This is a genomic window from Lysinibacillus phoenicis, assembly GCF_047238325.1.
Lineage (GTDB): Bacteria > Bacillota > Bacilli > Bacillales_A > Planococcaceae > Lysinibacillus > Lysinibacillus irui.
The window spans coordinates 795848-816821 of sequence record NZ_JBDFMP010000002.1; the positions used below are offsets into that span (position 1 = coordinate 795848).

General features: G+C 39.4%; 31 protein-coding genes. 13 read left to right on the forward strand and 18 right to left on the reverse strand.

Features of this window, described 5'->3' with window-relative positions; genetic code table 11:
- Positions 1-220 precede the first annotated feature (220 nt).
- Positions 221-451 carry a hypothetical protein gene (locus tag ABC382_RS05355; protein ID WP_322611006.1) on the forward strand — a complete coding sequence of 77 codons (231 nt, stop codon included), beginning with the start codon at positions 221-223 and terminating at the stop codon, positions 449-451.
- 482 nt (positions 452-933) lie between these two features.
- Positions 934-2004, forward strand: a complete 1071-nt coding sequence (locus ABC382_RS05360; RefSeq protein WP_412926642.1) for a hypothetical protein — start codon at positions 934-936, stop codon at positions 2002-2004.
- Between the two features lie 1287 nt (positions 2005-3291).
- Here ABC382_RS05360 and ABC382_RS05365 read toward each other — a convergent pair.
- The 3 genes from ABC382_RS05365 to ABC382_RS05375 form a co-directional block, all read right to left on the reverse strand.
- Positions 3292-3459 (reverse strand): hypothetical protein, encoded by a 168-nt coding sequence (locus ABC382_RS05365; RefSeq protein WP_274797402.1) that lies wholly within the window; start codon positions 3457-3459, stop codon positions 3292-3294.
- 80 nt (positions 3460-3539) lie between these two features.
- Positions 3540-4097: an integrase gene (locus ABC382_RS05370; RefSeq protein ID WP_412926643.1), complete on the reverse strand. Its 558-nt coding sequence runs from the start codon at positions 4095-4097 to the stop codon at positions 3540-3542.
- A gap of 193 nt (positions 4098-4290) precedes the next feature.
- Entirely contained in the window at positions 4291-4674 is a 384-nt protein-coding gene (locus ABC382_RS05375; RefSeq protein WP_396631739.1) for a KGG domain-containing protein, read from the reverse strand.
- Positions 4675-4886: 212 nt separating this feature from the next.
- Between ABC382_RS05375 and ABC382_RS05380 the strand changes: the two genes are divergently transcribed.
- The 3 genes from ABC382_RS05380 to ABC382_RS05390 all read left to right on the forward strand — a co-directional run bounded on the left by ABC382_RS05380 (position 4887) and on the right by ABC382_RS05390 (position 7134).
- Positions 4887-5507, forward strand: a complete 621-nt coding sequence (locus ABC382_RS05380) for a hypothetical protein (protein ID WP_274796884.1) — start codon at positions 4887-4889, stop codon at positions 5505-5507.
- 94 nt (positions 5508-5601) lie between these two features.
- Positions 5602-6309 (forward strand): DNA alkylation repair protein, encoded by a 708-nt coding sequence (locus tag ABC382_RS05385; protein WP_412926644.1) that lies wholly within the window; start codon positions 5602-5604, stop codon positions 6307-6309.
- Positions 6310-6525: 216 nt separating this feature from the next.
- Complete coding sequence (locus ABC382_RS05390; RefSeq protein WP_274796882.1) at positions 6526-7134, forward strand: copper amine oxidase N-terminal domain-containing protein; 609 nt, start codon at positions 6526-6528, stop codon at positions 7132-7134.
- Between the two features lie 43 nt (positions 7135-7177).
- Here the strand turns inward: ABC382_RS05390 and ABC382_RS05395 are convergent, their stop codons facing one another.
- Both ABC382_RS05395 and ABC382_RS05400 read right to left on the reverse strand, forming a co-directional pair.
- Positions 7178-7462, reverse strand: coding sequence for a hypothetical protein (locus tag ABC382_RS05395; RefSeq protein ID WP_274796881.1), 285 nt, complete (start codon positions 7460-7462; stop codon positions 7178-7180).
- 115 nt (positions 7463-7577) lie between these two features.
- On the reverse strand, positions 7578-8357 hold the full coding sequence (locus tag ABC382_RS05400) for an N-acetylmuramoyl-L-alanine amidase (RefSeq protein WP_322611010.1): 780 nt from the start codon (positions 8355-8357) through the stop codon (positions 7578-7580).
- Between the two features lie 310 nt (positions 8358-8667).
- Between ABC382_RS05400 and ABC382_RS05405 the strand changes: the two genes are divergently transcribed.
- Entirely contained in the window at positions 8668-9606 is a 939-nt protein-coding gene (locus ABC382_RS05405) for an aminoglycoside phosphotransferase family protein (RefSeq protein WP_322611011.1), read from the forward strand.
- Here the strand turns inward: ABC382_RS05405 and ABC382_RS05410 are convergent.
- Complete coding sequence (locus ABC382_RS05410; RefSeq protein WP_412926645.1) at positions 9573-10397, reverse strand: DnaD domain protein; 825 nt, start codon at positions 10395-10397, stop codon at positions 9573-9575. The genes ABC382_RS05405 and ABC382_RS05410 overlap by 34 nt on opposite strands.
- Before the next feature lie 172 nt (positions 10398-10569).
- Here ABC382_RS05410 and ABC382_RS05415 point away from each other — a divergent pair, with 172 nt between their 5' ends.
- Complete coding sequence (locus tag ABC382_RS05415) at positions 10570-10953, forward strand: VOC family protein (protein ID WP_274796876.1); 384 nt, start codon at positions 10570-10572, stop codon at positions 10951-10953.
- Between the two features lie 37 nt (positions 10954-10990).
- On the opposite strand, the gene ABC382_RS05420 is transcribed toward ABC382_RS05415, so the two are convergent.
- From ABC382_RS05420 to ABC382_RS05435, 4 genes are all read right to left on the reverse strand, one after another.
- Entirely contained in the window at positions 10991-11410 is a 420-nt protein-coding gene (locus ABC382_RS05420; protein ID WP_322611013.1) for a hypothetical protein, read from the reverse strand.
- A gap of 107 nt (positions 11411-11517) precedes the next feature.
- A complete protein-coding gene (locus ABC382_RS05425) occupies positions 11518-11826 on the reverse strand; it encodes a hypothetical protein (protein ID WP_274796874.1) in 309 nt (102 codons plus the stop codon).
- Positions 11827-11929: 103 nt separating this feature from the next.
- Positions 11930-12139 (reverse strand): hypothetical protein, encoded by a 210-nt coding sequence (locus ABC382_RS05430; RefSeq protein ID WP_274796873.1) that lies wholly within the window; start codon positions 12137-12139, stop codon positions 11930-11932.
- 754 nt (positions 12140-12893) lie between these two features.
- Positions 12894-13178, reverse strand: coding sequence for a DUF5316 domain-containing protein (locus ABC382_RS05435; protein ID WP_322604928.1), 285 nt, complete (start codon positions 13176-13178; stop codon positions 12894-12896).
- A 121-nt stretch (positions 13179-13299) separates the two neighbouring features.
- Between ABC382_RS05435 and ABC382_RS05440 the strand changes: the two genes are divergently transcribed.
- The 4 genes from ABC382_RS05440 to csaA all read left to right on the forward strand — a co-directional run bounded on the left by ABC382_RS05440 (position 13300) and on the right by csaA (position 14810).
- Positions 13300-13785 carry an NUDIX hydrolase gene (locus tag ABC382_RS05440; RefSeq protein ID WP_412926646.1) on the forward strand — a complete coding sequence of 162 codons (486 nt, stop codon included), beginning with the start codon at positions 13300-13302 and terminating at the stop codon, positions 13783-13785.
- Positions 13785-14141 (forward strand): DUF7668 domain-containing protein, encoded by a 357-nt coding sequence (locus ABC382_RS05445; protein ID WP_412926647.1) that lies wholly within the window; start codon positions 13785-13787, stop codon positions 14139-14141. Before ABC382_RS05440 ends, ABC382_RS05445 begins: the two co-directional genes overlap by 1 nt.
- A gap of 76 nt (positions 14142-14217) precedes the next feature.
- Entirely contained in the window at positions 14218-14394 is a 177-nt protein-coding gene (locus tag ABC382_RS05450) for a hypothetical protein (RefSeq protein ID WP_036128914.1), read from the forward strand.
- An 83-nt stretch (positions 14395-14477) separates the two neighbouring features.
- Positions 14478-14810 (forward strand): chaperone CsaA, encoded by a 333-nt coding sequence (gene csaA / locus ABC382_RS05455; protein ID WP_274796869.1) that lies wholly within the window; start codon positions 14478-14480, stop codon positions 14808-14810.
- An 11-nt stretch (positions 14811-14821) separates the two neighbouring features.
- On the opposite strand, the gene ABC382_RS05460 is transcribed toward csaA, so the two are convergent.
- The 4 genes from ABC382_RS05460 to ABC382_RS05475 form a co-directional block, all read right to left on the reverse strand.
- A complete protein-coding gene (locus ABC382_RS05460) occupies positions 14822-15706 on the reverse strand; it encodes an AraC family transcriptional regulator (RefSeq protein WP_313470823.1) in 885 nt (294 codons plus the stop codon).
- A gap of 727 nt (positions 15707-16433) precedes the next feature.
- Positions 16434-16991, reverse strand: coding sequence for a cysteine hydrolase family protein (locus ABC382_RS05465; protein WP_412926648.1), 558 nt, complete (start codon positions 16989-16991; stop codon positions 16434-16436).
- 63 nt (positions 16992-17054) lie between these two features.
- Entirely contained in the window at positions 17055-17693 is a 639-nt protein-coding gene (locus ABC382_RS05470) for an O-methyltransferase (protein ID WP_412926649.1), read from the reverse strand.
- On the reverse strand, positions 17677-18021 hold the full coding sequence (locus ABC382_RS05475) for a hypothetical protein (protein ID WP_274796865.1): 345 nt from the start codon (positions 18019-18021) through the stop codon (positions 17677-17679). Before ABC382_RS05475 ends, ABC382_RS05470 begins: the two co-directional genes overlap by 17 nt.
- 152 nt (positions 18022-18173) lie before the next feature.
- Between ABC382_RS05475 and ABC382_RS05480 the strand changes: the two genes are divergently transcribed.
- On the forward strand, positions 18174-18374 hold the full coding sequence (locus ABC382_RS05480; RefSeq protein ID WP_274796864.1) for a hypothetical protein: 201 nt from the start codon (positions 18174-18176) through the stop codon (positions 18372-18374).
- Positions 18375-18584: 210 nt separating this feature from the next.
- Here ABC382_RS05480 and ABC382_RS05485 read toward each other — a convergent pair whose 3' ends face one another.
- The 4 genes from ABC382_RS05485 to ABC382_RS05500 all read right to left on the reverse strand — a co-directional run bounded on the left by ABC382_RS05485 (position 18585) and on the right by ABC382_RS05500 (position 20192).
- The gene (locus tag ABC382_RS05485) at positions 18585-18740 is read right to left on the reverse strand and encodes a hypothetical protein (RefSeq protein WP_274796863.1); all 156 of its coding nucleotides are present in this window, start codon (positions 18738-18740) and stop codon (positions 18585-18587) included.
- A 163-nt stretch (positions 18741-18903) separates the two neighbouring features.
- Positions 18904-19080 carry a hypothetical protein gene (locus ABC382_RS05490; RefSeq protein ID WP_412926650.1) on the reverse strand — a complete coding sequence of 59 codons (177 nt, stop codon included), beginning with the start codon at positions 19078-19080 and terminating at the stop codon, positions 18904-18906.
- Positions 19081-19094: 14 nt separating this feature from the next.
- Positions 19095-19715 (reverse strand): NAD(P)-dependent oxidoreductase, encoded by a 621-nt coding sequence (locus tag ABC382_RS05495; RefSeq protein WP_322604923.1) that lies wholly within the window; start codon positions 19713-19715, stop codon positions 19095-19097.
- 93 nt (positions 19716-19808) lie between these two features.
- Positions 19809-20192 carry a hypothetical protein gene (locus ABC382_RS05500; protein ID WP_274796860.1) on the reverse strand — a complete coding sequence of 128 codons (384 nt, stop codon included), beginning with the start codon at positions 20190-20192 and terminating at the stop codon, positions 19809-19811.
- A 235-nt stretch (positions 20193-20427) separates the two neighbouring features.
- On the opposite strand from ABC382_RS05500, the gene ABC382_RS05505 reads away from it, so the two are divergent.
- The gene (locus ABC382_RS05505) at positions 20428-20892 is read left to right on the forward strand and encodes a hypothetical protein (RefSeq protein WP_412926651.1); all 465 of its coding nucleotides are present in this window, start codon (positions 20428-20430) and stop codon (positions 20890-20892) included.
- The last annotated feature ends 82 nt before the right edge of the window (positions 20893-20974 follow it).

The window sequence follows — 20974 nt, forward strand, 5'->3', positions numbered from 1 at the left end:
GGAGAATAATTAGTTAACCATTTGTAGGAAAAAGGGATGCCGTTTTTCAAATGGTAGATAGAATGCCCGCGTATGATTGGTGATTGTAATTATCCATCTTTATCAGGGGTATTTTTGGCACAATCCATTACCCACTTCGCTATGTCTGCACACATATTTTTCAGACATACGAAGACCACAAATTATATATAATGGATATGATAGGAAATGGAGGTGCGATATGAATAACGACAAGAACGGCAAAAAAATACTAATAACCATTGGCTGGCTATCGGCTGTGCTAGCTCTTGGCTTTTTCCCCCTATTTTTAGGAATTGTCGCATGTTGTATGGGTGTTGTTCTGAAAAGAGACTATGAAGCAACAACACATGGACGTGTGTTAATGTTCGCCGGGGTAATTGGTTTTATTGGAGGGTGGATCATCAATTATGTTCTCTTGCAACTCTTTTAGTTCTATGAAAAAGCGCCGCTATATCATAGGAAGTATGTTGCTCATAGCGGTTTTCTTTTGTTTCATCCAAGTAAATTGTCATTTTACAAGCCATGCGTAGCCATTCATTACTTTATTGCCAAACATATCACCGATGAATCAGCGCAATAAATAGAAATTGTAGAGAAACCAGTCCCAGATATTTATTACCTGCTCCTGAAAACAAAGGATTAACACAGTTAAGAAAACCCTCGTTGAATGGCAAGTGACTGCATGTATAATTCCCCCTAATGTCAATCTGGCTAAGTACATGCTAGATGCAAAAACAAGACAATTAAAATAAGTCGTACATATAACCAAAGCTGGAGACCTGTATATTAGGTTCCAGCTTTATTGATAATGGAGGTTCTACGGAGGTCTTGAGCATTCTGAAATATATGCTCTTAACAGTTGACTCGCTTTTGAGCGGTGGGTAACTTTTTGGGATCACTTTAGATGACGCTTTGGAGCGGTTTGACACTTTATTTGATCACTTTGGTCACTCCTTTGAGCGGGTTCCCATTCTTTTGGATCACCTTGACCTCACTTTGGAGCGGGTTCATACTCTTTTGGATCACTTTGGTCACTCTTTTGAGCGGGTTCACTCTCTTTTGGATCACTTTGACCCAACTATGGAGCGGGTCCACACTTTTTTGGATCACCTTGCTCTCACTTTGGAGCGGGTTCACTCTCTTTTGGATCACTTTGACCTCACTTTGGAGCGGGTCCTAACTACTTTGGATCACCTTGAACTAACTTTGGAGCGGGTTCACTCTCTTTTGGATCACTTTGACCCAACTATGGAGCGGGTCCACACTTTTTTGGATCACCTTGCTCTCACTTTGGAGCGGGTTCACTCTCTTTTGGATCACTTTGACCTCGCTTTGGAGCGGGTCCTAACTACTTTGGATCACCTTGACCTCGCTTTGGAGCGGGTCCTAACTACTTTGGATCACCTTGACCTCGCTTTGGAGCGGGTCCTAACTCTTTTGGATCACCTTGAACTCACTTTGGAGCGGGTTCACTCTCTTTTGGATCACTTTGACCTCGCTTTGGAGCGGGTCCACACTTTTTTGGATCACCTTGAACTAACTTTGGAGCGGGTCCTAACTACTTTGGATCACCTTGACCTCGCTTTGGAGCGGGTCCTAACTACTTTGGATCACCTTGACCTCACTTTGGAGCGGGTTCACTCTCTTTTGGATCACTTTGACCTCCCTTTGGAGCGGGTCCTAACTACCTTGGATCACCTTGACCTCGCTTTGGAGCGGGTCCTAACTCTTTTGGATCACCTTGAACTCACTTTGGAGCGGGTTCACTCTCTTTTGGATCACTTTGACCTCCCTTTGGAGCGGGTCCTAACTACCTTGGATCACTTTGACCTCACTTTGGAGCGGGTCCTAACTACTTTGGATCACTTTGACCTCACTTTGGAGCGCATTCTACTCCAACTTGATCACTCCAGTCACTATTTCGAGCTAGTATCCAACCCTTTTAAAGAATCATCTTCCATTTTCTACTCAGTCAGCGGATGAGCCACAGGACGAATCACTGGTCGGTGAACTTGAATCAGCACAATGATGGCTGTCTTGTGAGGAAATCTGTGTATCATGGGTTAGAAAATCGTTTGTTGAGTGAATATGATGTGATTCATCGTTCGATTTATTGTGTTGTTTACTTACGTTACTGACGATACCAACAATAATAATGATCCCTAAAAATACAATAAATAAAGACAATTTTTCCAACTCCTCTCATTAGTTATATAAATTCTAACATATATTCCTCTGTTTAAAGTAGGCATTGACGATATTTGTAAATATATCTGTTGCCTCTCTCTACCTGTTGACCAATAATAGAGGATACGCTTTATGTTGGTGGATAGATTGCTCAATTTGACGGATAAAATTAGAAAAGTAGCGGATAGACGCGCTAAGTGACGGATAGAGCAATCAAAGTGGAGGATACGTTTTATTCTGGTGGATAGATTGCTCAATTTGACGGATAAAATTAGAAAAGTTGCGGATAGCTCGCTCAATGTAACGGATAAAGCAATCAAAGTGGAGGATACGTTTTATTGTGGTGGATAGATTGCTCAATTTGACGGATAAAATTAGAAAAGTTGCGGATAGCTCGCTCATTGTAACGGATTGAGCAATCAAAGTGGAGGATACGTTTTATTTTGGTGGATAGATTGCTCAATGTAACGGATAAAATCAGAAAAGTAGCGGATAGCTCGCTCATTGTAACGGATAAAGCAATCAAAGTGGAGGATACGTTTTATTCTGGTGGATAGATCGCTCAATTTGACGGATAAATTCAGAAAAGTAGCGGATAGCACACGCTAAGTAACGGATAGAGCAATCAAAGTGGAGGATACGTTTTATTCTGGTGGATAGATTGCTCAATTTGACGGATAAAATCAGGAAAGTAGTGGATAGCTCGCTCATTGTAACGGATAAAGCAATCAAAGTGGAGGATGCGCTTTATGTTGGTGGATAGATTGCTCAATTTGACGGATAAAATTAGAAAAGCAGCGGATAGCTCGCTCAATGTAAAGGATAAAACAATCAAAGTGGAGGATACGTTTTATTCTGGTGGATAGATCGCTCAATTTGACGGATAAAATCAGGAAAGTGGTGGATAGCACGTGTTAAGTGACGGATAAAATCAGGAAAGTTGCGGATAGCACGCGCTAAGTGATGGATAGAACACTGTAATAAGCTACAGGATACGCCCCTCAAAGCGAAGTATCCTCGACATTGGTCCAAAAATTACCAAATTAAAATAACACCACAATCAAAGTGATTGTGGTGTAGAGGTTATGATTGAGATTTGCGTGCTTTGTTTGAACGATTACTTTCGTTCGAATTTTTCTTTTGTTCCTGTGTTAAAGGATTATCTTCACGCACATCTAAATCATCTGGACTTAAATCTGTCGCTAATTCCGCCAATTCTGACTGGCGTTTATATTGCTTACCTTTTGTCAAAATAATCACCTCCAAGTAGTATTACATTGCCCTATTTGGTATGATCTATTCCCAGCAAGGTATGAAATAATGATTTCTAGCTATGCTAATTGAACAACCTGCTGGTTCAAAAGATGGTGATAGGCTTGCACATCTTGCTCATATAATGTCTTATATGTTGCAAGGCTATACTGCATTATATTGTCAAACTCTGTTTCCGATACGAACTGGTGTATATGGTTAAGAGCTCTTGCGTTATCCCATGCTGTTTGCTCAAATTGAATATTCATTTCGTGTTCTTCAAGCATCATCGTTAACAGATGCTCCTGATGATAAATTTCCTTTAAGGAATGCTGTTTTTTCATTGTAAAAATTTCAATTGTGCGTGGTAGTGATGCTTGTAATGCATCACGATCCATCGCATGTCCTAGTTCATGTAAGGTCATTGTTTTTACATACACCTCAAGTGAAATTGGCAGCTTTAGCTCATTTCTCGCTTCTATTAATCGTTTTGCATCGAATCCTACATAATCCCCAATGAAATTGTAACTCATATTAATACCCGAATGGTCTTGTTTTATCGTCACCGTCATGCCTACAGCCTGTATGACGGCGTAGATTACATCATATAGTTCTTTTTCTTTATGTTGTTTTGTCATGATCTCTATCCTCATTTCCTCTAAAACACAAGCTATTGATACTATAATAGAAGCGGATTAAATATATACTACAATTAGGAGAAATTCAACAAATTTATCCTACGCTTTAGAGGAAATGCACAATAAAAAAGCGTTTGTAGTTAATCAACTACAAACGCCTTTTGTGTGAAGGGTTATATTATACGTGAATAATTTAGTTGTTATCGTTATTACGACGGTTACCGTTGGAGTTATCACTACGCTGCTTACTGCGAGCTTCTCCACCTTTACGGCCTATTTCCTCATAAAAATCGTCGTCGTGATTTTTTGAGGTAGCTTCTCCGCCTTTGCGTCCAATTTCTTCATAAAATTCTTCGCCGTGGTTTTCAGCCGTAGCTTCCCCACCCTTGCGTCCAATTTCCTGATAAAATTCTTGACCGTGATTTTTAGACGTAGCTTCTCCGCCTTTACGTCCAATCTCTTCATAAAAATCACGATCATGATTTCTGGAGGTAGCTTCTCCGCCTTTACGTCCCGCTTCTTCGACAGTCATGTTTTCATTGTTGTTTCTGTTGCGATTGTTTTGCTTGTTAGCCATTTCTATTCCTCCTAAATATTTTTTTGAGCTTTGACTAGCTCGCTATTTATATTCCCAGCTCAAACACATCTAAACATATTTTCTTAAAAAACTTATTTTTCTATCTTAATAGAACTCTTTCTACCCCGTTCAAAATCTCGATAAAATCATATAATTTTACGCTTGCCAATATAATACTAATCTATGGAAGATGAAAGAAGGGTGATGTGAGCGTGACGATTATAACAAAGCCATCAATTGGTTTAACTCAATTTACAGACTTTACGATGAAAGGAAGTGCAGCTAAGACAAAGTTTGTGAAAGATATAAAATATCAGGGAGATTATCATCCGATTAAAGATTATTGGAAGGCCTTACGCGACGGTTTAAAAAAATACCATGAACAGCGCTTGAATGACTCCTATTTACTCGACATTGTGGACAATGCCCTCCCCGCCCGACAGAAAAATTATCAAGAAGCTGTAAAAGCCTATGTGAAATTCTTTAAAAATAAAGATGTAAAGTGGTTTGAACCTGGTAAGGCTAATTGGTATTGTGAGGAATTAACAGTAAGATCAAATCCTGAACTCGGTTTAATTATCGATGATACCCCCTATCTAATAAAGCTATATTTCAAAGGAAAAAATGAGCGAATTGATAAACATAAATGTCGATCTGCCCTGACTCTCCTAAAGGATTCCCACTACTCAACGGAACATCCAGAATCAGTGAAACATGCCATTTTAAATGTGCAAAAAGGTCGCTTGATTATAGATGATGATTCTACTGACTATCACCAAATTGCCCTCGAGTCTGATGCCGCACAATTTATGTTTATTTGGAATAGACTTTAACACGCTTCGTGAAACAGCATCGACCATGACAAAAGGACATCCACTATAGGATAATAAGAATGACGTAGAAAAAAGCGAAGAAGGAAGTGCTAGTATGGATGCAGAAATGGTGATGCAGGAGCTAAAGGCTCTAGGCAAGGAACGTACGAAAAAAATGTATATGTCGAATGGTGCGCAAGAGCCACTGTTTGGCGTAGCAACAGGTGCTATGAAGCCTATCGCGAAGAAAATAAAAATTGATCAGTCTTTAGCGGAGGAGCTCTATGCTACAGGCAATTATGATGCGATGTATTTTGCTGGGGTTATTGCCGATCCAAAGGCAATGACTGCAGAAGATTTTGATCGCTGGATGGATTCCGCTTATTTTTATATGCTGTCTGATTATGTCGTAGCGGTCACTTTAGCGGAAGCGCCGATTGCCCAAGAAGTGGCGGATGCATGGATTGCGAGCGGTGAGGAGCTGAAAATGTCAGCAGGTTGGAGCTGCTATTGCTGGTTATTAGGAAATCGCAAGGATAACGAATTTTCAGAGAGCAAGTTGGCCAACATGCTCGAAGTGGTGAAAACGACCATTCATAATGCGCCAGAACGGACTAAATCTGCGATGAATAATTTTCTCTACACTGTGGCCATTTCCTATGTGCCACTTCACGACCTGGCTGTTGAAACGGCACAGGCTATTGGTCCAGTAGAAATGAAGCGAGATAACAAAAAAAGCACGACACTCTACGCATATGAAAATATCCAAAAGGAAGTAGAACGAGGACGAGTTGGATTTAAACGTAAATATGTAAGATGTTAATTCGTTGCAGGGCATTGATCCAAAAAAGGGTTGATGCTCTTTTTTGGATAAACTTAGGTATAAAAAAGGCACTAACAAGACACGCATTCCATTGTCTGTTAGTGCCACTTTTGTATTCATTTAACATTGTTCTCAATCTAAAATCCTATAAAAACATGTCAAAATTTACTTTTTAATAGTATAATAACCATGTATTTCAATTTTAGGAGGATTTATATGAAAAAATTAGTATTATTTTTAGCGATGCTGACATTGTTTTTCGCTACAACCTCTATTGCGGACGCTCATCCTGGACGTCTAGATAGTAATGGCGGTCACAACTGTTCAGAAAAATCAAAGGCAAAGGGTCTTTGTTCAGGCTACCATTATCATAATGGCAATGGCAGCAATCAAGGTGGATCGTCTTCAGGCGGACAAAGCAACTATACGCAGACACCTGTAGTAACTGTTGCTCCTGCATTGACAAAAGTGGCGGTTTATTTGAATAATGAAAAACAAAATTATACGCCAGGTGCTTATATGAAAAATGGTACAACCCTCGTGCCAATGAAGGCTATTTTTGAATCGCTTGGGGCAACGGTTTCCTATGATAGTGCCACAAAAAAAGTGACGGCAGTAAAGGACAGTAAAAAAATTGTGATTGGTGTGGGGAATAAAAAAGCTTATGTTGATGCAAATGGTACTTCATCAACAATCACGCTTAGCCATCCTGCTGAAATTTATCAAGGAACAACAATGGTGCCTTTACGATTTGTTAGTCAGGCTCTTGGCGCAAACGTAACATTTGATGAGGCAGCATTGATTGTTTATATCTCGACAAAATAAAGAACAGGCTTTTCAGCAGTACTCTTGTTAGGGTGCTGCTTTTTTATTGTTGCTTTAAGTCAAAGTCGTATTTCTTGTTGATTTTTTTAGCAATCGTCTCTAAAAATAAAGCGACTGTCATTTTCTCGACTTTATTGGTATACCATGCTAATTTCGCTCCGTAGTTCTTTTTATTATAATTTACTTCTAGTGGCCAAAAATTTTTCGTTTTATAGGTATAATCAAACTTTACATATAATTGTTTTCCATCCGGACACTCCATAATTACTTGATATAATGGATTTTTCCTTTCTTGTTCAAATTTCACTTTTCTTATTTTTGTTATCATCCAAACCCCTCCTCTCTTCTACTACATTCGACAAAAGTTTGAGAATACCTCTATATCTAAGAAAAAGGATAAAGCTCTTGATTGCTAATGAGCTTTATCCTTCAGTATCCCCAAGTTAATTGGTTGCTATAAATTTATCGTAATACCGCTTGAGCATGGTCGCCATTTGCTCACGCGTGAGGACGCCGGCTGGGTTCATATTCTTACTGCCATCCCCACGGATGATGCCCTCATTAACAGCCCATTCCCACGCCTCTTTATGGGCTGCGCCTACATCCCTGCTTGATTGTAAACTCGCTTTTTCAGCCAACAAGCTTTTTAGCGCTTCGATTTCCTGTTTCAGCTCATTATATTGTGACACGGTTAATCCCTCCTCAAGTCCATTTTTAATGTCTTGCTGGAACTGTGCTTCTGTAATCCCCATGCTTTTTAAATAGTCAAAAGGATCTGAATGTGTGGTTCCACCCAAATTGTCGGCAATCCAACGATGGGACTTAATGCCATTACCACTTCCATCTAATACAGTAGGAATCCCTGCCTCGATGGCTAGTTTACGTAACAGCCATATATATGCCGCATAATCCTTTTTAAATTGTTCCTTGTCAGACGTCCGCGCCAGCTCTACCTGGGCATAGCTATACGGATTGCCTTTCGGACCGCAGCCATATTGCACCCGATTCACTGGGGCTACTTGTACGATTCGTCCACCACCACCTACCCAGTGGGAAACGAAGGCATTGGCTTTATTTTTATTCATATAGGCAATCTCGTTTTCCAATGCGTATGGACCAGTATTACTGCTATTCCCTGATTCATGCGCCACAACGTATTTTACTGCCACAAGCGCCTGATTAGGTAACCCTGACATGAGCTGTTTTTCTATAACATAACTCATAGTACACCGTCCTTTCCTATCAATTTTTTACAAATCATACTTTTTTATTTACAGTTCTAGGGAAATGTTTGTTGCTAAGAGGATCGTGCTCATGGGGCTTACTGCTAGAGAGGGAAGGACCCTTGAAAGCAAAGACATTCCCTTATTGTTAGTAAATGCTCGCACTTATGTGATTTCTAGTTAGTTGTGCTCTTTTACTATGTTTTCAATATGAATTTTTTACCCCTTCCTTCTCTCCAAGATATTGACAAAGCAATGTCTCCTGTAGTATTTTGTATCTTCTAAAATATTGAAAGAGAGGGAGGAAAATATGCGTTTAGTAGATATTATGAATCAATTACCAAGCTTACACGGTTTTACGCACATGACAAAAGTCAACAAAGGCTATTCACCTGATGACAAATATCTCATTACCGTTGGGGAAACGCGTTATTTCGTACGATTATCAGACCTTGTGCATCACGAAAAACGCCAAAAGGAATTTGCATTGCTACAAGACCTAGCAAAACAAGGTGTTCATACGCATAAAGCGATTGACTATACGGTGCTTCGTGAGGCCAATTTATCCGCAATGGTCGTCAGTTTTTTGGAAGGCTCCCCTGCAGATGAGGCTATCCATCAACTCTCTGACTCCGAGCAATATCAGCTTGGGCTAGCTGCTGGGAAACAATTAAGCGCTATTCATCGAGTGAATCCCCCTCAAAACATAAATTGGGAGGCATCACAGCGAAAGAAATTCTTTACTTATTTTAAGGCATACCAACAGGACTCCTATCATCTTCCACAGGAAGCTAAACTTGTGAGCTTTATTGATGCCCATTTGCCACTTTTAAAGCACCGTCCTATTACTCTACTTCATGATGATTTCCATCTTGGTCACATCATTTGTAAAGACCAGACGTTCAATGGGATTATCGATTTTAATGGCTTTGATGTGGGCGATCCCTATCATGATTTTTATAACCTCGCCTTATTTAGTAGACGACATAGCATCCCCTTTTGTATAGGGCAAATCAATGGCTATTTCCCCTCTGCTCCAGACGAGACTTTTTGGCAGCTCTATGCCTTATATGCTGCAATGACTGTTTTTTCAACCATTGTGTGGACACGTCAATATGACCCACCATCCTTTGACGACACCTTAGAGAGAATTCAGCTAATTTTACAGGATCATGATCACTTTTCATGGACGAAGCCAATATGGTATACGGATGATTATCCGCTCCCTAATAATGCTAATATTTTTTGACGTTCTGCTTCAAAATCAATAGCTGGCTGCTGATTACTTGGAGGGTCTTCTTCATGACGCTGATGAAACCACTTTGGAATGATTTCTCGACGTCTTTTAGCTTTCTTCGGCTGCACCTGTTGCTTACGTGCTTGAAAATGCTGTTGATCGATTGCGATATCTGCCAGACTTTTTATTTTGTTATTAAACCAATTTTGCAGAATTTTTTCTACATAACTCCAGCGTAAAACATTGTGTTCCACAGCTAGCTTCATCGCATGGACAACCATTTCCTCCGAAAAAATAGTGAGCCAATAATGAATTTTACTCGTGATATAGGCGCATTGAGAGCCAAAGCCTTGTTGCTCATAAAAGTGAGAGGCAGTGGACATAGGTTTCTTATCATCATGATCTTTATTTTTTAGTAATTGGTTATTTAGTAACTTATTCTTTAGTAGTGTCGGCTTTTCCGTTTGCGGTGTTACCGTTGACGGATATCCCGTTGACGGCATGGTAGCACATGTTGGCGCTTCAAAGACGAAAAATTCCACCTTGCCAAACTTGCCATCCTTTGTTCTTTTTTGTGCTTTTTGTAAATAGCCCGCCTCTATCAGTTCATCCATAATACTCGCTGTCGCTTCTCGCCCACATTTACTTCGTGTCGCTAAATCTGAAAGGCTAAAAGACCAATCATCTGGCAAAGACATCATATAGGCAAGTAACCCCTTTGCTTTCCAGCTTAATTGGTCATCATTTAAAAATTCTTTGTCCAATACAACAAAATTCCCCTTTTTCGCTACGCGATGAATCATTCCCATCCCTCTTTCGTGCTGTTGTGTCTATCTTCAATACTTATATAAAGAAATTCCGAGAAAAAGGGACATTCATAAAAAAAAAGACATGCCATAACAGCACGCCTTTACAAGCAGGTGAAATCAAATTTTTAGCGAAATTATACTAAAACAATAGAAAGGTGGTAAATAAATGAAAATTGCAGCGTCCCCTCTTACTAAAAAAGTAAATAATGTTTTTATTCATGTCCGAGATTTACATCAATCAGCAGAGTGGTATAGTCAGCTTCTCGGTCTGCCCTATTCTCAAGAAAAGGTAGTATCTCCTGTTTACAATCTACCCGTTACCTCAGAAACAGGTATTACCCTAGATGATCACACATTTGATCCGGGCTTTAAGCTTCAGCCATCAAAACATGTGTTATTTAACTTCTACACCAATAATATTGACGATGCCTATCAATATATCAAAGACAAAGGCATTCCAATTGTTCGTGAAATAGAACGTTTTGATGACTTTGCTTACTTCAACATTCAAGATTTAGATGGGAATATTTTAATGATTTGTGATGGTTAATGAGGAAGCAGAAGCAAACGTTTGCTTCTGCTTCATTTTATTGATATAGCTCTTCATAAACGATGACTTTTAAAGCGGCGATTTCATCATCTGACAGTTTCCCTTCAACCTTTTGTAGGGCTTCTTCTTGTGTCATCGAGCCATCTTGTAATTTCACTCGAATATCATTCAGCTCTGTGATCCCCACTTTTTGAATCAACACTTTAGTCGCCTCTTCTTTTGTCGTAAATGGCAATGTACTTCTATCTACCGTTTGGGCTTCCTCCATATAGGCCTTTAATTGCGGATCATTTTCAATCGTGTTTTTAATTTCGTCCATTTGCCCACTGTTTTCTAATTCTGTTGATAATGTATCAACAATCTTTTCTGAGGCAAATTTTGTACCGAAATGTAATACACCGTATCCAACCAAGCCAAGGAAAATTACGATGACCACTAGAAATTTAATAAATCTCAACTACTCTCACTCCTTTATCCACGTTCATCATACTATATCCAGTGGGTGGTTGAGAAACAATTCTCTCTAGAAATTATGTAAAAAAACCCCATCTATTGAGATGAGGTTTACTTCACGTATTTCAGATACTTTCGCACAAATTCCACAATGTATAGAACTTCTTCTTCCGTCATCGATAACAACTTGCAAACACGTTGGAGCCTAGCGGGAGATGTTAGTTGCTGGCGAACTTGATGGATATACATATATCTGCATTTACGAGGATTTACTTTGTCGCGTATTTGCTTGTATCGTAAGTAAGCATAACGTGCAAAGGCATTGAGCATTTCCCTCTCCTGCTCATCACGATCCTTTTTAATGGCAGCCTCATCAATCATGTCCGTTTCAAATGTCCGTGTGCCATCTGTTAATTGCATAGTACCACCTCTCTATTGCAAATGTACTCATCCCTATTAAATGCAACAAAAAAAGCCACACCTAGGGTAGATGTGACACTTTTTATGATTTTATATGTAACGACTATGAAGAGCGCATACGTTTCTGATCTCTCTTCTTCAAAATATAGCGCACGATGCTAAGCGTAATAACAATTTCATTAATTAATAGGAACTGAAAACTATAGACATGGGCATTTCGCCAATCATAAATACCCCAAACAATAAGCGTAAAAAGTACAACAGCCAACGTATATCTGGAGGCTTCTGGATAATAATCTTTTTCTTCTTCCATAGGGCACAACATCCTTTCTGGTTAGATGGATTGGATTTTTTGAAAACGGTTGGGTTACTGGAGGTGATGAATAATGTATCCTTCTTTTTTGATCGAAAGCATTTCTTCAAATGGTTTAGGTGCCTAAAATGGCGGATAAAAATCTATATGTGACGGATACAACGAGCTATTTGGTGGATAGCGCTCCTAGTTTGATCGATAGCCCCGCTCGAGATGGTTTGGGTCCCTAAAATGGCGGATAAAAATCTATGTGTGATGGATACAACGGACAATCTGGTGGATAGCACGCCTTTTTTGATTGATAGCCCCGCTCAAGACGGATTGGCTGCTCAAACTGGCGGATAGAAATCTATATGTGATGGATACAATGTGCTATCTGGTGGATAGCGCTACTATTTTGATCGATAGCCCCGCTCAAGATGGTTTGGTTCCCTAAAATGGCGGATAAAAATCTATATGTGACGGATACAACGGGCTATCTGGTGGATAGCACACCTTTTTTGATTGATAGCCCCGCTCAAGACGGATTGGCTGCTCAAACTGGCGGATAAAAATCTATATGTGATGGATACAACGTGCTATCTGGTGGATAGCGCTCCTAGTTTGATTGATAGCCCGCTCCAGACGGATTGGCTGCTCAAACTGGCGGATAAAACATTAAATGTGATGGATACAACGGACTTTCTGGTGGTTAGCGCTCCTAGTTTGATCGATAGCCACACCCTGACAGATGGTCACCCTTTTTTTCAAGTCCTCACATGTAATAGGCGAAAATGGCTACAATCATATTTGGTAATGCTAGTAGTAAGGCGTTTTTCATGATGCGATTGCGGTCGTTTCGATCTTGTTGCGTTTCTGTGGCGAAATTGGCACGTATTCTATCTCCGTTCGCCAAGGCACCTGACAGTAGCATCGAGACGACGATGAAGATTCCTCCTAACAGCCCTGGAAGTAAATGGGCTTTCTCCGTGCCCCAGAAAAAGATTGAACAGAGCACACCTACAATTGACAATACTGTTCCAATACTTACATACTTCATATGCAGTCCCCCTTATTCTAGTATACGATTAATTGTGCCTTTCGTTTCAAAATTATCCCAAAATGTACATATACAAACTTTTTATAATTCACTACAATAGTTACGATAGGAGGTAACATGGATGATACAACAGTATGTCAATTGGAGCGGACAGTCTATTAAGCTGACATGGCTTCCTCAACAAATCGTACAAGAAAGTAGTAAAGTGACCAGTGTACATGGTATTTGTTTTCACCATGGTCGTGTTTTACTCGTGTACGTTAAAAATCGTGGATTTAATTATCCTGGTGGCCATGTTGAATTTGGGGAAACCCCAGAGGAGGCGCTGCATCGCGAGGCTTTAGAAGAAGGTTATGTGAAAGGTTCTATTCAATATATCGGTGCGATTGAAGTAAGTCACGAAGAAAACCCATTTTTTATTGAAGGCGGTAAATATCCAATGATTGGCTATCAGCTTTTTTACAAAATGACCATTGAAGAGTGTCTACCGTTTTGGGGTGAGCATGAAACAATTGAACGGATTTGGGTGGAACCAGAGGGAGTGCCTGATTTAATCAACGATCATAAGTTAGCACATGTTATTTTGCAGGAGGCATTGACTATATAATGGGGTGGAATACGATGCAAATGGAGGAGCAATTAATCGCATTAACAAAAAAGACATTGGAAGATTTAGTACATAAAAGATATGAAAAACTTATACGAGAGCAAACACTAACAGAGGAAACGGCTACCTTTTTGCAGGAGGTTTTCGAGTTACAGGGCAATTTGACATGGCCACTTGATGAAGCATTGCTGGACATTGATGTGTATGAAATGAACGATCAAAGTTACTTTGTAACAGAGATACGCTATTTATGGTTTGACCATGAAGAAAGTGCTATTGTGCTATTTTGCAAAGCCTTTACGAATGCAGAAAAAACAGCAATTACTGCTTTTATTATCGATACGGTAGATGCTTAGTATAGTATGGTTGCGAATCGTTCATAGTAAGAATGGTGTGAAAATCATACCAAATTAGACGACGGAGGGATTATTTATGAATGGTATTCGTGAAGGTTTAATCCCCACTATTTTAGGGTCAGCAGTTACTGCAGCAGGGTATGCCATGAAGCAAAAACATGGTTCCAACAAAATGGTAGCTAATACCCTTTTTGGCTTTGGCTTAGCACACATTGTGTTAGGAGCCATTGACCTGGTAGAGCACCGTCGTTAAAAAAGGAAGAGCACTATGCGTGCTCTTCTTTTTTGAATATTTTTCTAGATAATGATAACATTGCTATAAAAAGGAGTCTATTTATGGCGACAATAGAAGATTTTGCAGCACTTGATATACGAATTGGCACGGTGTTGGAAGCTGAAGAACTGCCAAAAGCACGAGTACCTGCTATTAAAATGACGATCGATTTTGGTGAGGAGCTTGGTGTTAAACAGTCTTCTGCCCAAATTACTAAGCGCTATTCACCCGAAAAAATGATTGGTAAGCAAGTCGTGGCGATTGTCAATTTCCCACCGCGCCGAGTCGCTGGTTTTAAGTCAGAGGTGTTAGTGATTGGTGGGGTGCCAGTTGAAGGCGATGTCATTCTGTTAACACCTGACCAAGCCGTACCTAATGGAACGAAAATACGGTAGAGAGCCTCGCTTTATACAAGAGGCTCCATTTTTTGAATAGGTATCCAAATTTCACTTGTAAAGGTTGGCGAAGAGAATTCAGTGCTTGCATGACGGACAATTTCAGGCCCTGCTATTTGCTCATAGCCAGATGACGGGAACCATTCGGCATAAATGCGTCCCCATGTTTCTTGAAGGGTTTGCGGGAAAGGCCCGATCGCTTCAAAGACAGCCCACGTACAAGCAGGTACATCCAACTGTGTAAAATGGGTAGAAACAGTTTTTGTTGTGGCTACACCAATGTAATGATCAAGCTCACCCTTTTCCTCCATTCTCCCCTCTGAAAAATTAGCAGATGCTTGGATGATGCCCTTTGGCTCTACATTGGACAGCTTTTTAAGTTGCTCAATGTCCTCCATAGTTAAAGTGCGTGCCATTTCTGTAATGGCTTGATTTTCTCCATGAAAGACAATTGGTACTCTTTTCATAATACCAATGATGTGAAATGCTTCTTTGTGCTCGAGTCGATAATTCATTTCACTACCTCCTTTAATTGTTAGTTGGAAGGTCATCCTTGGAAAAGCTTTAAAGTTTTGACCGCTTCGTCTTGCCTCGGATGGTGTGACTCCATGCATTTGCTGAAAGGCTCTTGTAAAAGCGTCTGCAGAGCGATAGCCATAACGCACCGCAATATCGAGAATTCTCATAGAGGAGTTCGATAGTTCCAGCGCAGCGAGAGTTAAACGCCTACGACGAATATACTCGGACAACGAGACTCCTGCTAAAAAAGAAAACATGCGTTTAAAATGATATTCTGAACAATAGGCAATTCTAGCAGCCTCCTTTAGGTTAATGTCCTCTGTTAAATTGTTCTCGATATAAGCAATAGCCTCATTCAATCTTGTTAATGAATCCACATCCATTACCTCCCTTAGTCACAACAATAGCAGGAAACGTAGCACCTCATCCGACAATTGGTGCACTATTTAGTCGTCCGACAAAAAATAATCTATTACACAGGCCAATAACTAGCATTAAAAGCTACTTTTTCATACATATAATAGTGTAAAGCTAATTTTAGCCTTACACCTCCTGACTTGATACGTAGGGTCACTGCTCACTCAGTGGCCCTATGAAGATGAACAACCTCTGTGTATAAAAATAGATTATGTTACAATATTTGCAAATAAAATAATTGAACAAGATCTTCCCTTACTTTTAATGGGATAACATACATACCTCTACATGTCTTCATTTTTGAAATCACAGCTTGTGCTATTGTACAGGAATTGTACACTATTAATAGGAAAACTATTACTACTAGTCGCAATTAGCTATGCACTTTATTTACATATACAAGATAAAGGAGAACAATAAATGGTACAAGAACATAATAGTAAGGATTACTCCTCTTGATCGGTTGGGTCAATGTGGCGTTCGCCCTTCTATTATTCCAAGCTCTTTGCGGGCTTATGGCTATATGTATGGGGGTCGTGCTTCGAAAGGATTATGATGCAGCTAGACATGGGCTACTTTTAATCATATTTGGCATTGTATGCACTATAGGAGGCTGGATACTCAATTTTCTCTATATGTAAATGGATGATAAATGACCAAGAACAGAGCATTCTTGGTCATTTTGAATTAGCGGTATCTATTATGAGTCGGTTCAAATAATGCTTCGTCAGCACTTCGCACAAGTGAGAAATGATCGACATTATAATGGCCATGCAGAATATTATTATGATGTGCTACTGTATCCTCTGGTGATAAGTAATCTGAACCGTTCGTTGAATGCCCATCAGCAACTAAGGTGACATCAAGCCCATGAATTGTAGCGGTTCTTACTGCTGTATCGATACAATGCTCCGTTTTACAGCCCATTATAACTACATGTTGGATATCATTTGCCTGTAAGTACTCGAGTAGGCCTGTGTTGTAAAAAGCATTTGTTGCATATTTATCAAAATAGCTTGCTGTCTCGGGTATTTGGATTGCTTGATGTACTTGAAAGCCATCCCCTTCCCCATCAGCTACATCTTTATCTCGGACAAAAATAATAAGTGCATTTGCCTCTTTAGCCTTTTCAATAACGGCATTGATTGTTTCCAGTAATTCATCTTTGCGATAGACGGCTTGTTCCTTGTCATTTCCTTCTATCAATTCCTGCTGCGCATCGATCACGACTAGTGCTTGCTTCAAAAGCATCTCTCCCTTATGGTTTTCTATCAATATTTTACCATTACTAGTTGCCACAAACATTAACTATTTTTTGACCTTGGAAACGGTCATGCCATCTCCAATTGGGAGAAGAATGGAATCAAGCTGTGGATGATTAGCCACTGTCACATTGAATTGTTTCATGATGGCCGTATAACGCTTTGGCGCGATTGTAGGATCTGCTACACTGCCTGCAGCGAGGACATTATCTGTCACGATTAATGCTCCAGGTTTTGCCAGCTTAATGCAATAAGCTAAATAATTTTCGTAGTTATCCTTATCTGCATCAATAAAGAAGAAATCAAAACGTCGCTCCTCTGCCACTAGCCTATCCAAACTAGCAAGTGCGGGACCCGTTATATACGTAACGTGCTCAGCAAAGCCTGCCTTAGCAAGATTTTTAGCGGCTAGCTGTGCATATTTTTCCTCTAGCTCTAGAGAGGTCAATGAGCCCTCCCCCTCGATTCCTCTTGCTAAACAGATGCCACTATACCCACCTAGTGCACCAATTTCTAAAATAGTCTTAGCCCCTGTAATCGATACGAGCATCGTCAGTAACTTTCCAGAGGAAGGTGATACTGAAATGGCGGGCATGCCATTAGCCGCAATGGAGGCAAGAACATCCTCCAATATACTATCTTGCTGATAATATACCTCATCCATATAGTTATTCAGTTGTTTCATGTACGTTTTCTCCCTCTTGCTCCTGTGAGCCATCAGATGTATCCGTCGTTTCGCTTTCATGAATGTCAAAGAGCTGACTAAATTCCTGAATGACCATATCAATAGCCTTTAATTCGCCAATTAATATTTGTTGAATCGATTGAAACTCTGGCTGCTCCAATTGCTGTTTAATTGTTGCCCGTTTGACCTGTAGCATTTCTAAAAAGGATACTGCTTTTCCACGTCGGAATGTTTTAGCTCCTCGCTGTGCTGTACCATCCATGCCTCTGTGACGCCCTCCACGGTGATGTCCTTCTCTCATATGTTCTCTAAATCCTGTACCTCTCATCTCGTAAAAGCCCTCCTTTGTATACATTTGTATACACTTAATTAGATCATATTGTATACAAATGTATACGTAGTGTCAATTAAACATAATCCTTTGTTGATTGAACATATGCTAAAGAAGAGCAATGACGTAAGAAGATGGGGGTAAGATGATTGAAAAGAATTATAAAATATGTTTTGGCGGTCGGTACTTTAGTCATATTGTCGGGCATATTTTTAATTGGTGTGCAATCCCACTATAATCAAAAGGAAATTAAAATCGCTAGTAAGCTATGTCTTGAAAATGGAGGACAGCCAAAAATCGTACGAGATTATTTGGCATTGAATTATTCTTTTTCATGTCAAAAGGACTGAGGTTGTACATAATGTATATGGGGATGGGGCAAATGCTTATGCTAGAAATATAAGAAATTTTAATCTACCACTGGGGCAAATGGCTAGCAAACGACTCTACTTTCACATATGTATAGTAGTGTAAAGCATTTCTAACCTTTCCTCTCCTGTTTTTAAGGTCACTTTCCCTAGGAAGGTGACTTTTTTCATTTTAGTGAACAAAAAAAGACGTCATATAGACGCCTTTAATGTTTGATCGATATCCTCTATCAACCTATCCACTTGTTCCTTTGTTATCTTGATGACATATAATTCTGTCGTTTCGATTCCATCTTGGTTTGTTAGGTGTTTAGGATATTGACAGTTATTTGATATCTCATTGTCCAAACAATCACCTCTTATAAGATATATTCAATATAAAGTATAGCAAACCTTCTATAAAAAGGAAAATATACATATATTTTTTCATACTTTTCGTCCACTTTGGCAATCTAAATTTCAGAACACTGTCATCACATTAAATCATTTGACCTATATCCAAGTAAAAAGGCTAATGTTTACCAAATTTCGCGATTTTTTTGAGATAAAATGTACCAACGAACACAATCACTATTCCATAGACTTTTAGCATGATATTTCTAATAGGTGCATCATCAATGGTTGTACAGAGAAAGGCAAGTCCAACAAGAGTAATCATCATCCCAATAATAGAATGAATCACTTTCATTTCCTTCGCCCCTTTTAGTATGCAATCCCAACCCGCGTTTTTAGAAATTCCTGACTAAAAATTTGCTTGTAGGCAAAGTCTGCTGTATCTGCAACCGAAATTTGTGTGCCCTCTTCAGGCAAAAAATCTCGCTCTACCCGATAGCTCCCGGTCAAAGCGCCATCAGGCAAATAGGTAGGACAAACGATGGTCCAATCCATTTCCGATTGCTGTAATTGTTCGAAAACACGTTGATGCTCCTGAGCCGCAAAGGTAGATTTTCGTTTTGATTCCGTCGATTGATAACGATAAATAGACGGGGTTACTCGACTTTGTAAGATTCCTGCAGTTCCTATCGTAATGATTCGTTTGACTTGTTGCTGTGTCATAACCTCTAAAATCAACGGTAAACTAGTAGATAATGTATCGCTTCCATCCGTGTTTAACGCGCTCACAACGACATCCACATTGGCCATCGCTCGCTCCACATCCTGCTTGTGTAAAACATTTCCTTGGATGACATGCAGATGTTGATCGTTCAGCTGTAATTTATTAGGATCACGAACCAATGCTGTCACAGTATGTTGATCCTGTATGGCTCGTGCAACAATATGACGACCTACACGCCCACTAGCACCTAAAACTAACATATTCATTTGTCTCACCTCCCTGTCATTATAGCACGCCATTATATGTTAAAAGGGTTTTGACCTTCACAGGAGGTTGGACAAACTACACCGTCCTATTTCTTATTTCTCTAGCAACTCAACATTGACAATAAATAGATGCAAATTATTCTTTTTAGCCAGCTCGTCGATAATAGATTGAATTTCGCTCTCTGTACTGATATCAATCTCTTCCCCATCATGTAATTGAATCGTAATGACTTGATGATCAGGAGAATCTATTAAATAACCAACTGTACTATCAGGAGAATAACCTGCCTCTCGTATTGCTTGTAACACCTTTTTTGTAAAATTAGTAGCCTGTAATTTTTCGCCAAATTCTACTGCATAAGGAGATGAGTTAACGGGGCTCGTGGTTGAAGTTACAGGCTTCTTTTCTTCTATTAGAAACGGGATTACCACCATCAGACATATAAATAAACAGAAGATTTGAAGTAAGCTCTTCATTCATTCACTCCATTTCTCCACGAAATTAAAAGGCGGAATTCTAGTAAATTGTAGCCCTGAAGCTGTTATTTTTATTACTCATTTAAATAGTTAGTTCTCTCATTGTTTTTCAAAAAATAATTTTAATCTGTTTCAGGGGGCAAATTACTAAGGTGTAATGTTTATTACTTCATAGATTATGAATGTAAAGGTTAGCGCTACCCTTACTAAAACTAACAAAAAGGGAGATTAAAAGATGCAAGATAGTAGATTTAATCATTATATGAATTGGAATAAAAAGAAAGAAAAATCCTGTGAACACAATGTAAAATGCAATTGTCATGTAGAAAAGAAATGTGAAGAAAGGCAGGACAAATGTAAGTGTGAGCATAAGTGGGAACGAAAACATGAGAAATGTAAATGTGAGTGGGAACATAAGGAAGATAAATGCCCTTGTAAAAAAGAGGAGAAATGTTGTTGCGAAGAAGAGCAAGATCACCGCTGTAAAGGCTGTATCTGTCATCAATTAAGATGCTTATCTACTGGCGCTTTTGTTGACGTTATTTTAGCAGGTGGGGGTAGCTTCACTGGTGTTTATTTCGTTAGCTTAGATCCTAAAACTTGCTGTGCTACGTTCTTTGAGGTAGAGAATGCTGCAGCGTCCCCACTCATTATTGATTGCCAACAAATTGTTGCGATTAGAAGCGCAAATCCTGCGTAATAGAAGCTTTTGATACCAGTTCATATACTATAAATCGTATAACTACTCGCACATTTTATCTTCTGCCAGGTTCTAGTCATCG

Bases quoted from the DNA above. Each gene is read 5' to 3' on its own strand.
- ABC382_RS05355 (WP_322611006.1), top strand. From the start codon at position 221: ATGAATAACGACAAGAACGGCAAAAAAATACTAATAACCATTGGCTGG.
- ABC382_RS05370 (WP_412926643.1), bottom strand. From the start codon at position 4,097: ATGACAAAACAACATAAAGAAAAAGAACTATATGATGTAATCTACGCC.
- ABC382_RS05375 (WP_396631739.1), bottom strand. From the start codon at position 4,674: ATGGCTAACAAGCAAAACAATCGCAACAGAAACAACAATGAAAACATG.
- ABC382_RS05385 (WP_412926644.1), top strand. From the start codon at position 5,602: ATGGATGCAGAAATGGTGATGCAGGAGCTAAAGGCTCTAGGCAAGGAA.
- ABC382_RS05390 (WP_274796882.1), top strand. From the start codon at position 6,526: ATGAAAAAATTAGTATTATTTTTAGCGATGCTGACATTGTTTTTCGCT.
- ABC382_RS05395 (WP_274796881.1), bottom strand. From the start codon at position 7,462: ATGATAACAAAAATAAGAAAAGTGAAATTTGAACAAGAAAGGAAAAAT.
- ABC382_RS05400 (WP_322611010.1), bottom strand. From the start codon at position 8,357: ATGAGTTATGTTATAGAAAAACAGCTCATGTCAGGGTTACCTAATCAG.
- ABC382_RS05405 (WP_322611011.1), top strand. From the start codon at position 8,668: ATGCGTTTAGTAGATATTATGAATCAATTACCAAGCTTACACGGTTTT.
- ABC382_RS05410 (WP_412926645.1), bottom strand. From the start codon at position 10,397: ATGATTCATCGCGTAGCGAAAAAGGGGAATTTTGTTGTATTGGACAAA.
- ABC382_RS05415 (WP_274796876.1), top strand. From the start codon at position 10,570: ATGAAAATTGCAGCGTCCCCTCTTACTAAAAAAGTAAATAATGTTTTT.
- ABC382_RS05425 (WP_274796874.1), bottom strand. From the start codon at position 11,826: ATGCAATTAACAGATGGCACACGGACATTTGAAACGGACATGATTGAT.
- ABC382_RS05430 (WP_274796873.1), bottom strand. From the start codon at position 12,139: ATGGAAGAAGAAAAAGATTATTATCCAGAAGCCTCCAGATATACGTTG.
- ABC382_RS05435 (WP_322604928.1), bottom strand. From the start codon at position 13,178: ATGAAGTATGTAAGTATTGGAACAGTATTGTCAATTGTAGGTGTGCTC.
- ABC382_RS05440 (WP_412926646.1), top strand. From the start codon at position 13,300: ATGATACAACAGTATGTCAATTGGAGCGGACAGTCTATTAAGCTGACA.
- ABC382_RS05445 (WP_412926647.1), top strand. From the start codon at position 13,785: ATGGGGTGGAATACGATGCAAATGGAGGAGCAATTAATCGCATTAACA.
- ABC382_RS05450 (WP_036128914.1), top strand. From the start codon at position 14,218: ATGAATGGTATTCGTGAAGGTTTAATCCCCACTATTTTAGGGTCAGCA.
- csaA (WP_274796869.1), top strand. From the start codon at position 14,478: ATGGCGACAATAGAAGATTTTGCAGCACTTGATATACGAATTGGCACG.
- ABC382_RS05470 (WP_412926649.1), bottom strand. From the start codon at position 17,693: ATGAAACAACTGAATAACTATATGGATGAGGTATATTATCAGCAAGAT.
- ABC382_RS05475 (WP_274796865.1), bottom strand. From the start codon at position 18,021: ATGAGAGGTACAGGATTTAGAGAACATATGAGAGAAGGACATCACCGT.
- ABC382_RS05490 (WP_412926650.1), bottom strand. From the start codon at position 19,080: ATGAAAGTGATTCATTCTATTATTGGGATGATGATTACTCTTGTTGGA.
- ABC382_RS05495 (WP_322604923.1), bottom strand. From the start codon at position 19,715: ATGAATATGTTAGTTTTAGGTGCTAGTGGGCGTGTAGGTCGTCATATT.
- ABC382_RS05500 (WP_274796860.1), bottom strand. From the start codon at position 20,192: ATGAAGAGCTTACTTCAAATCTTCTGTTTATTTATATGTCTGATGGTG.
- ABC382_RS05505 (WP_412926651.1), top strand. From the start codon at position 20,428: ATGCAAGATAGTAGATTTAATCATTATATGAATTGGAATAAAAAGAAA.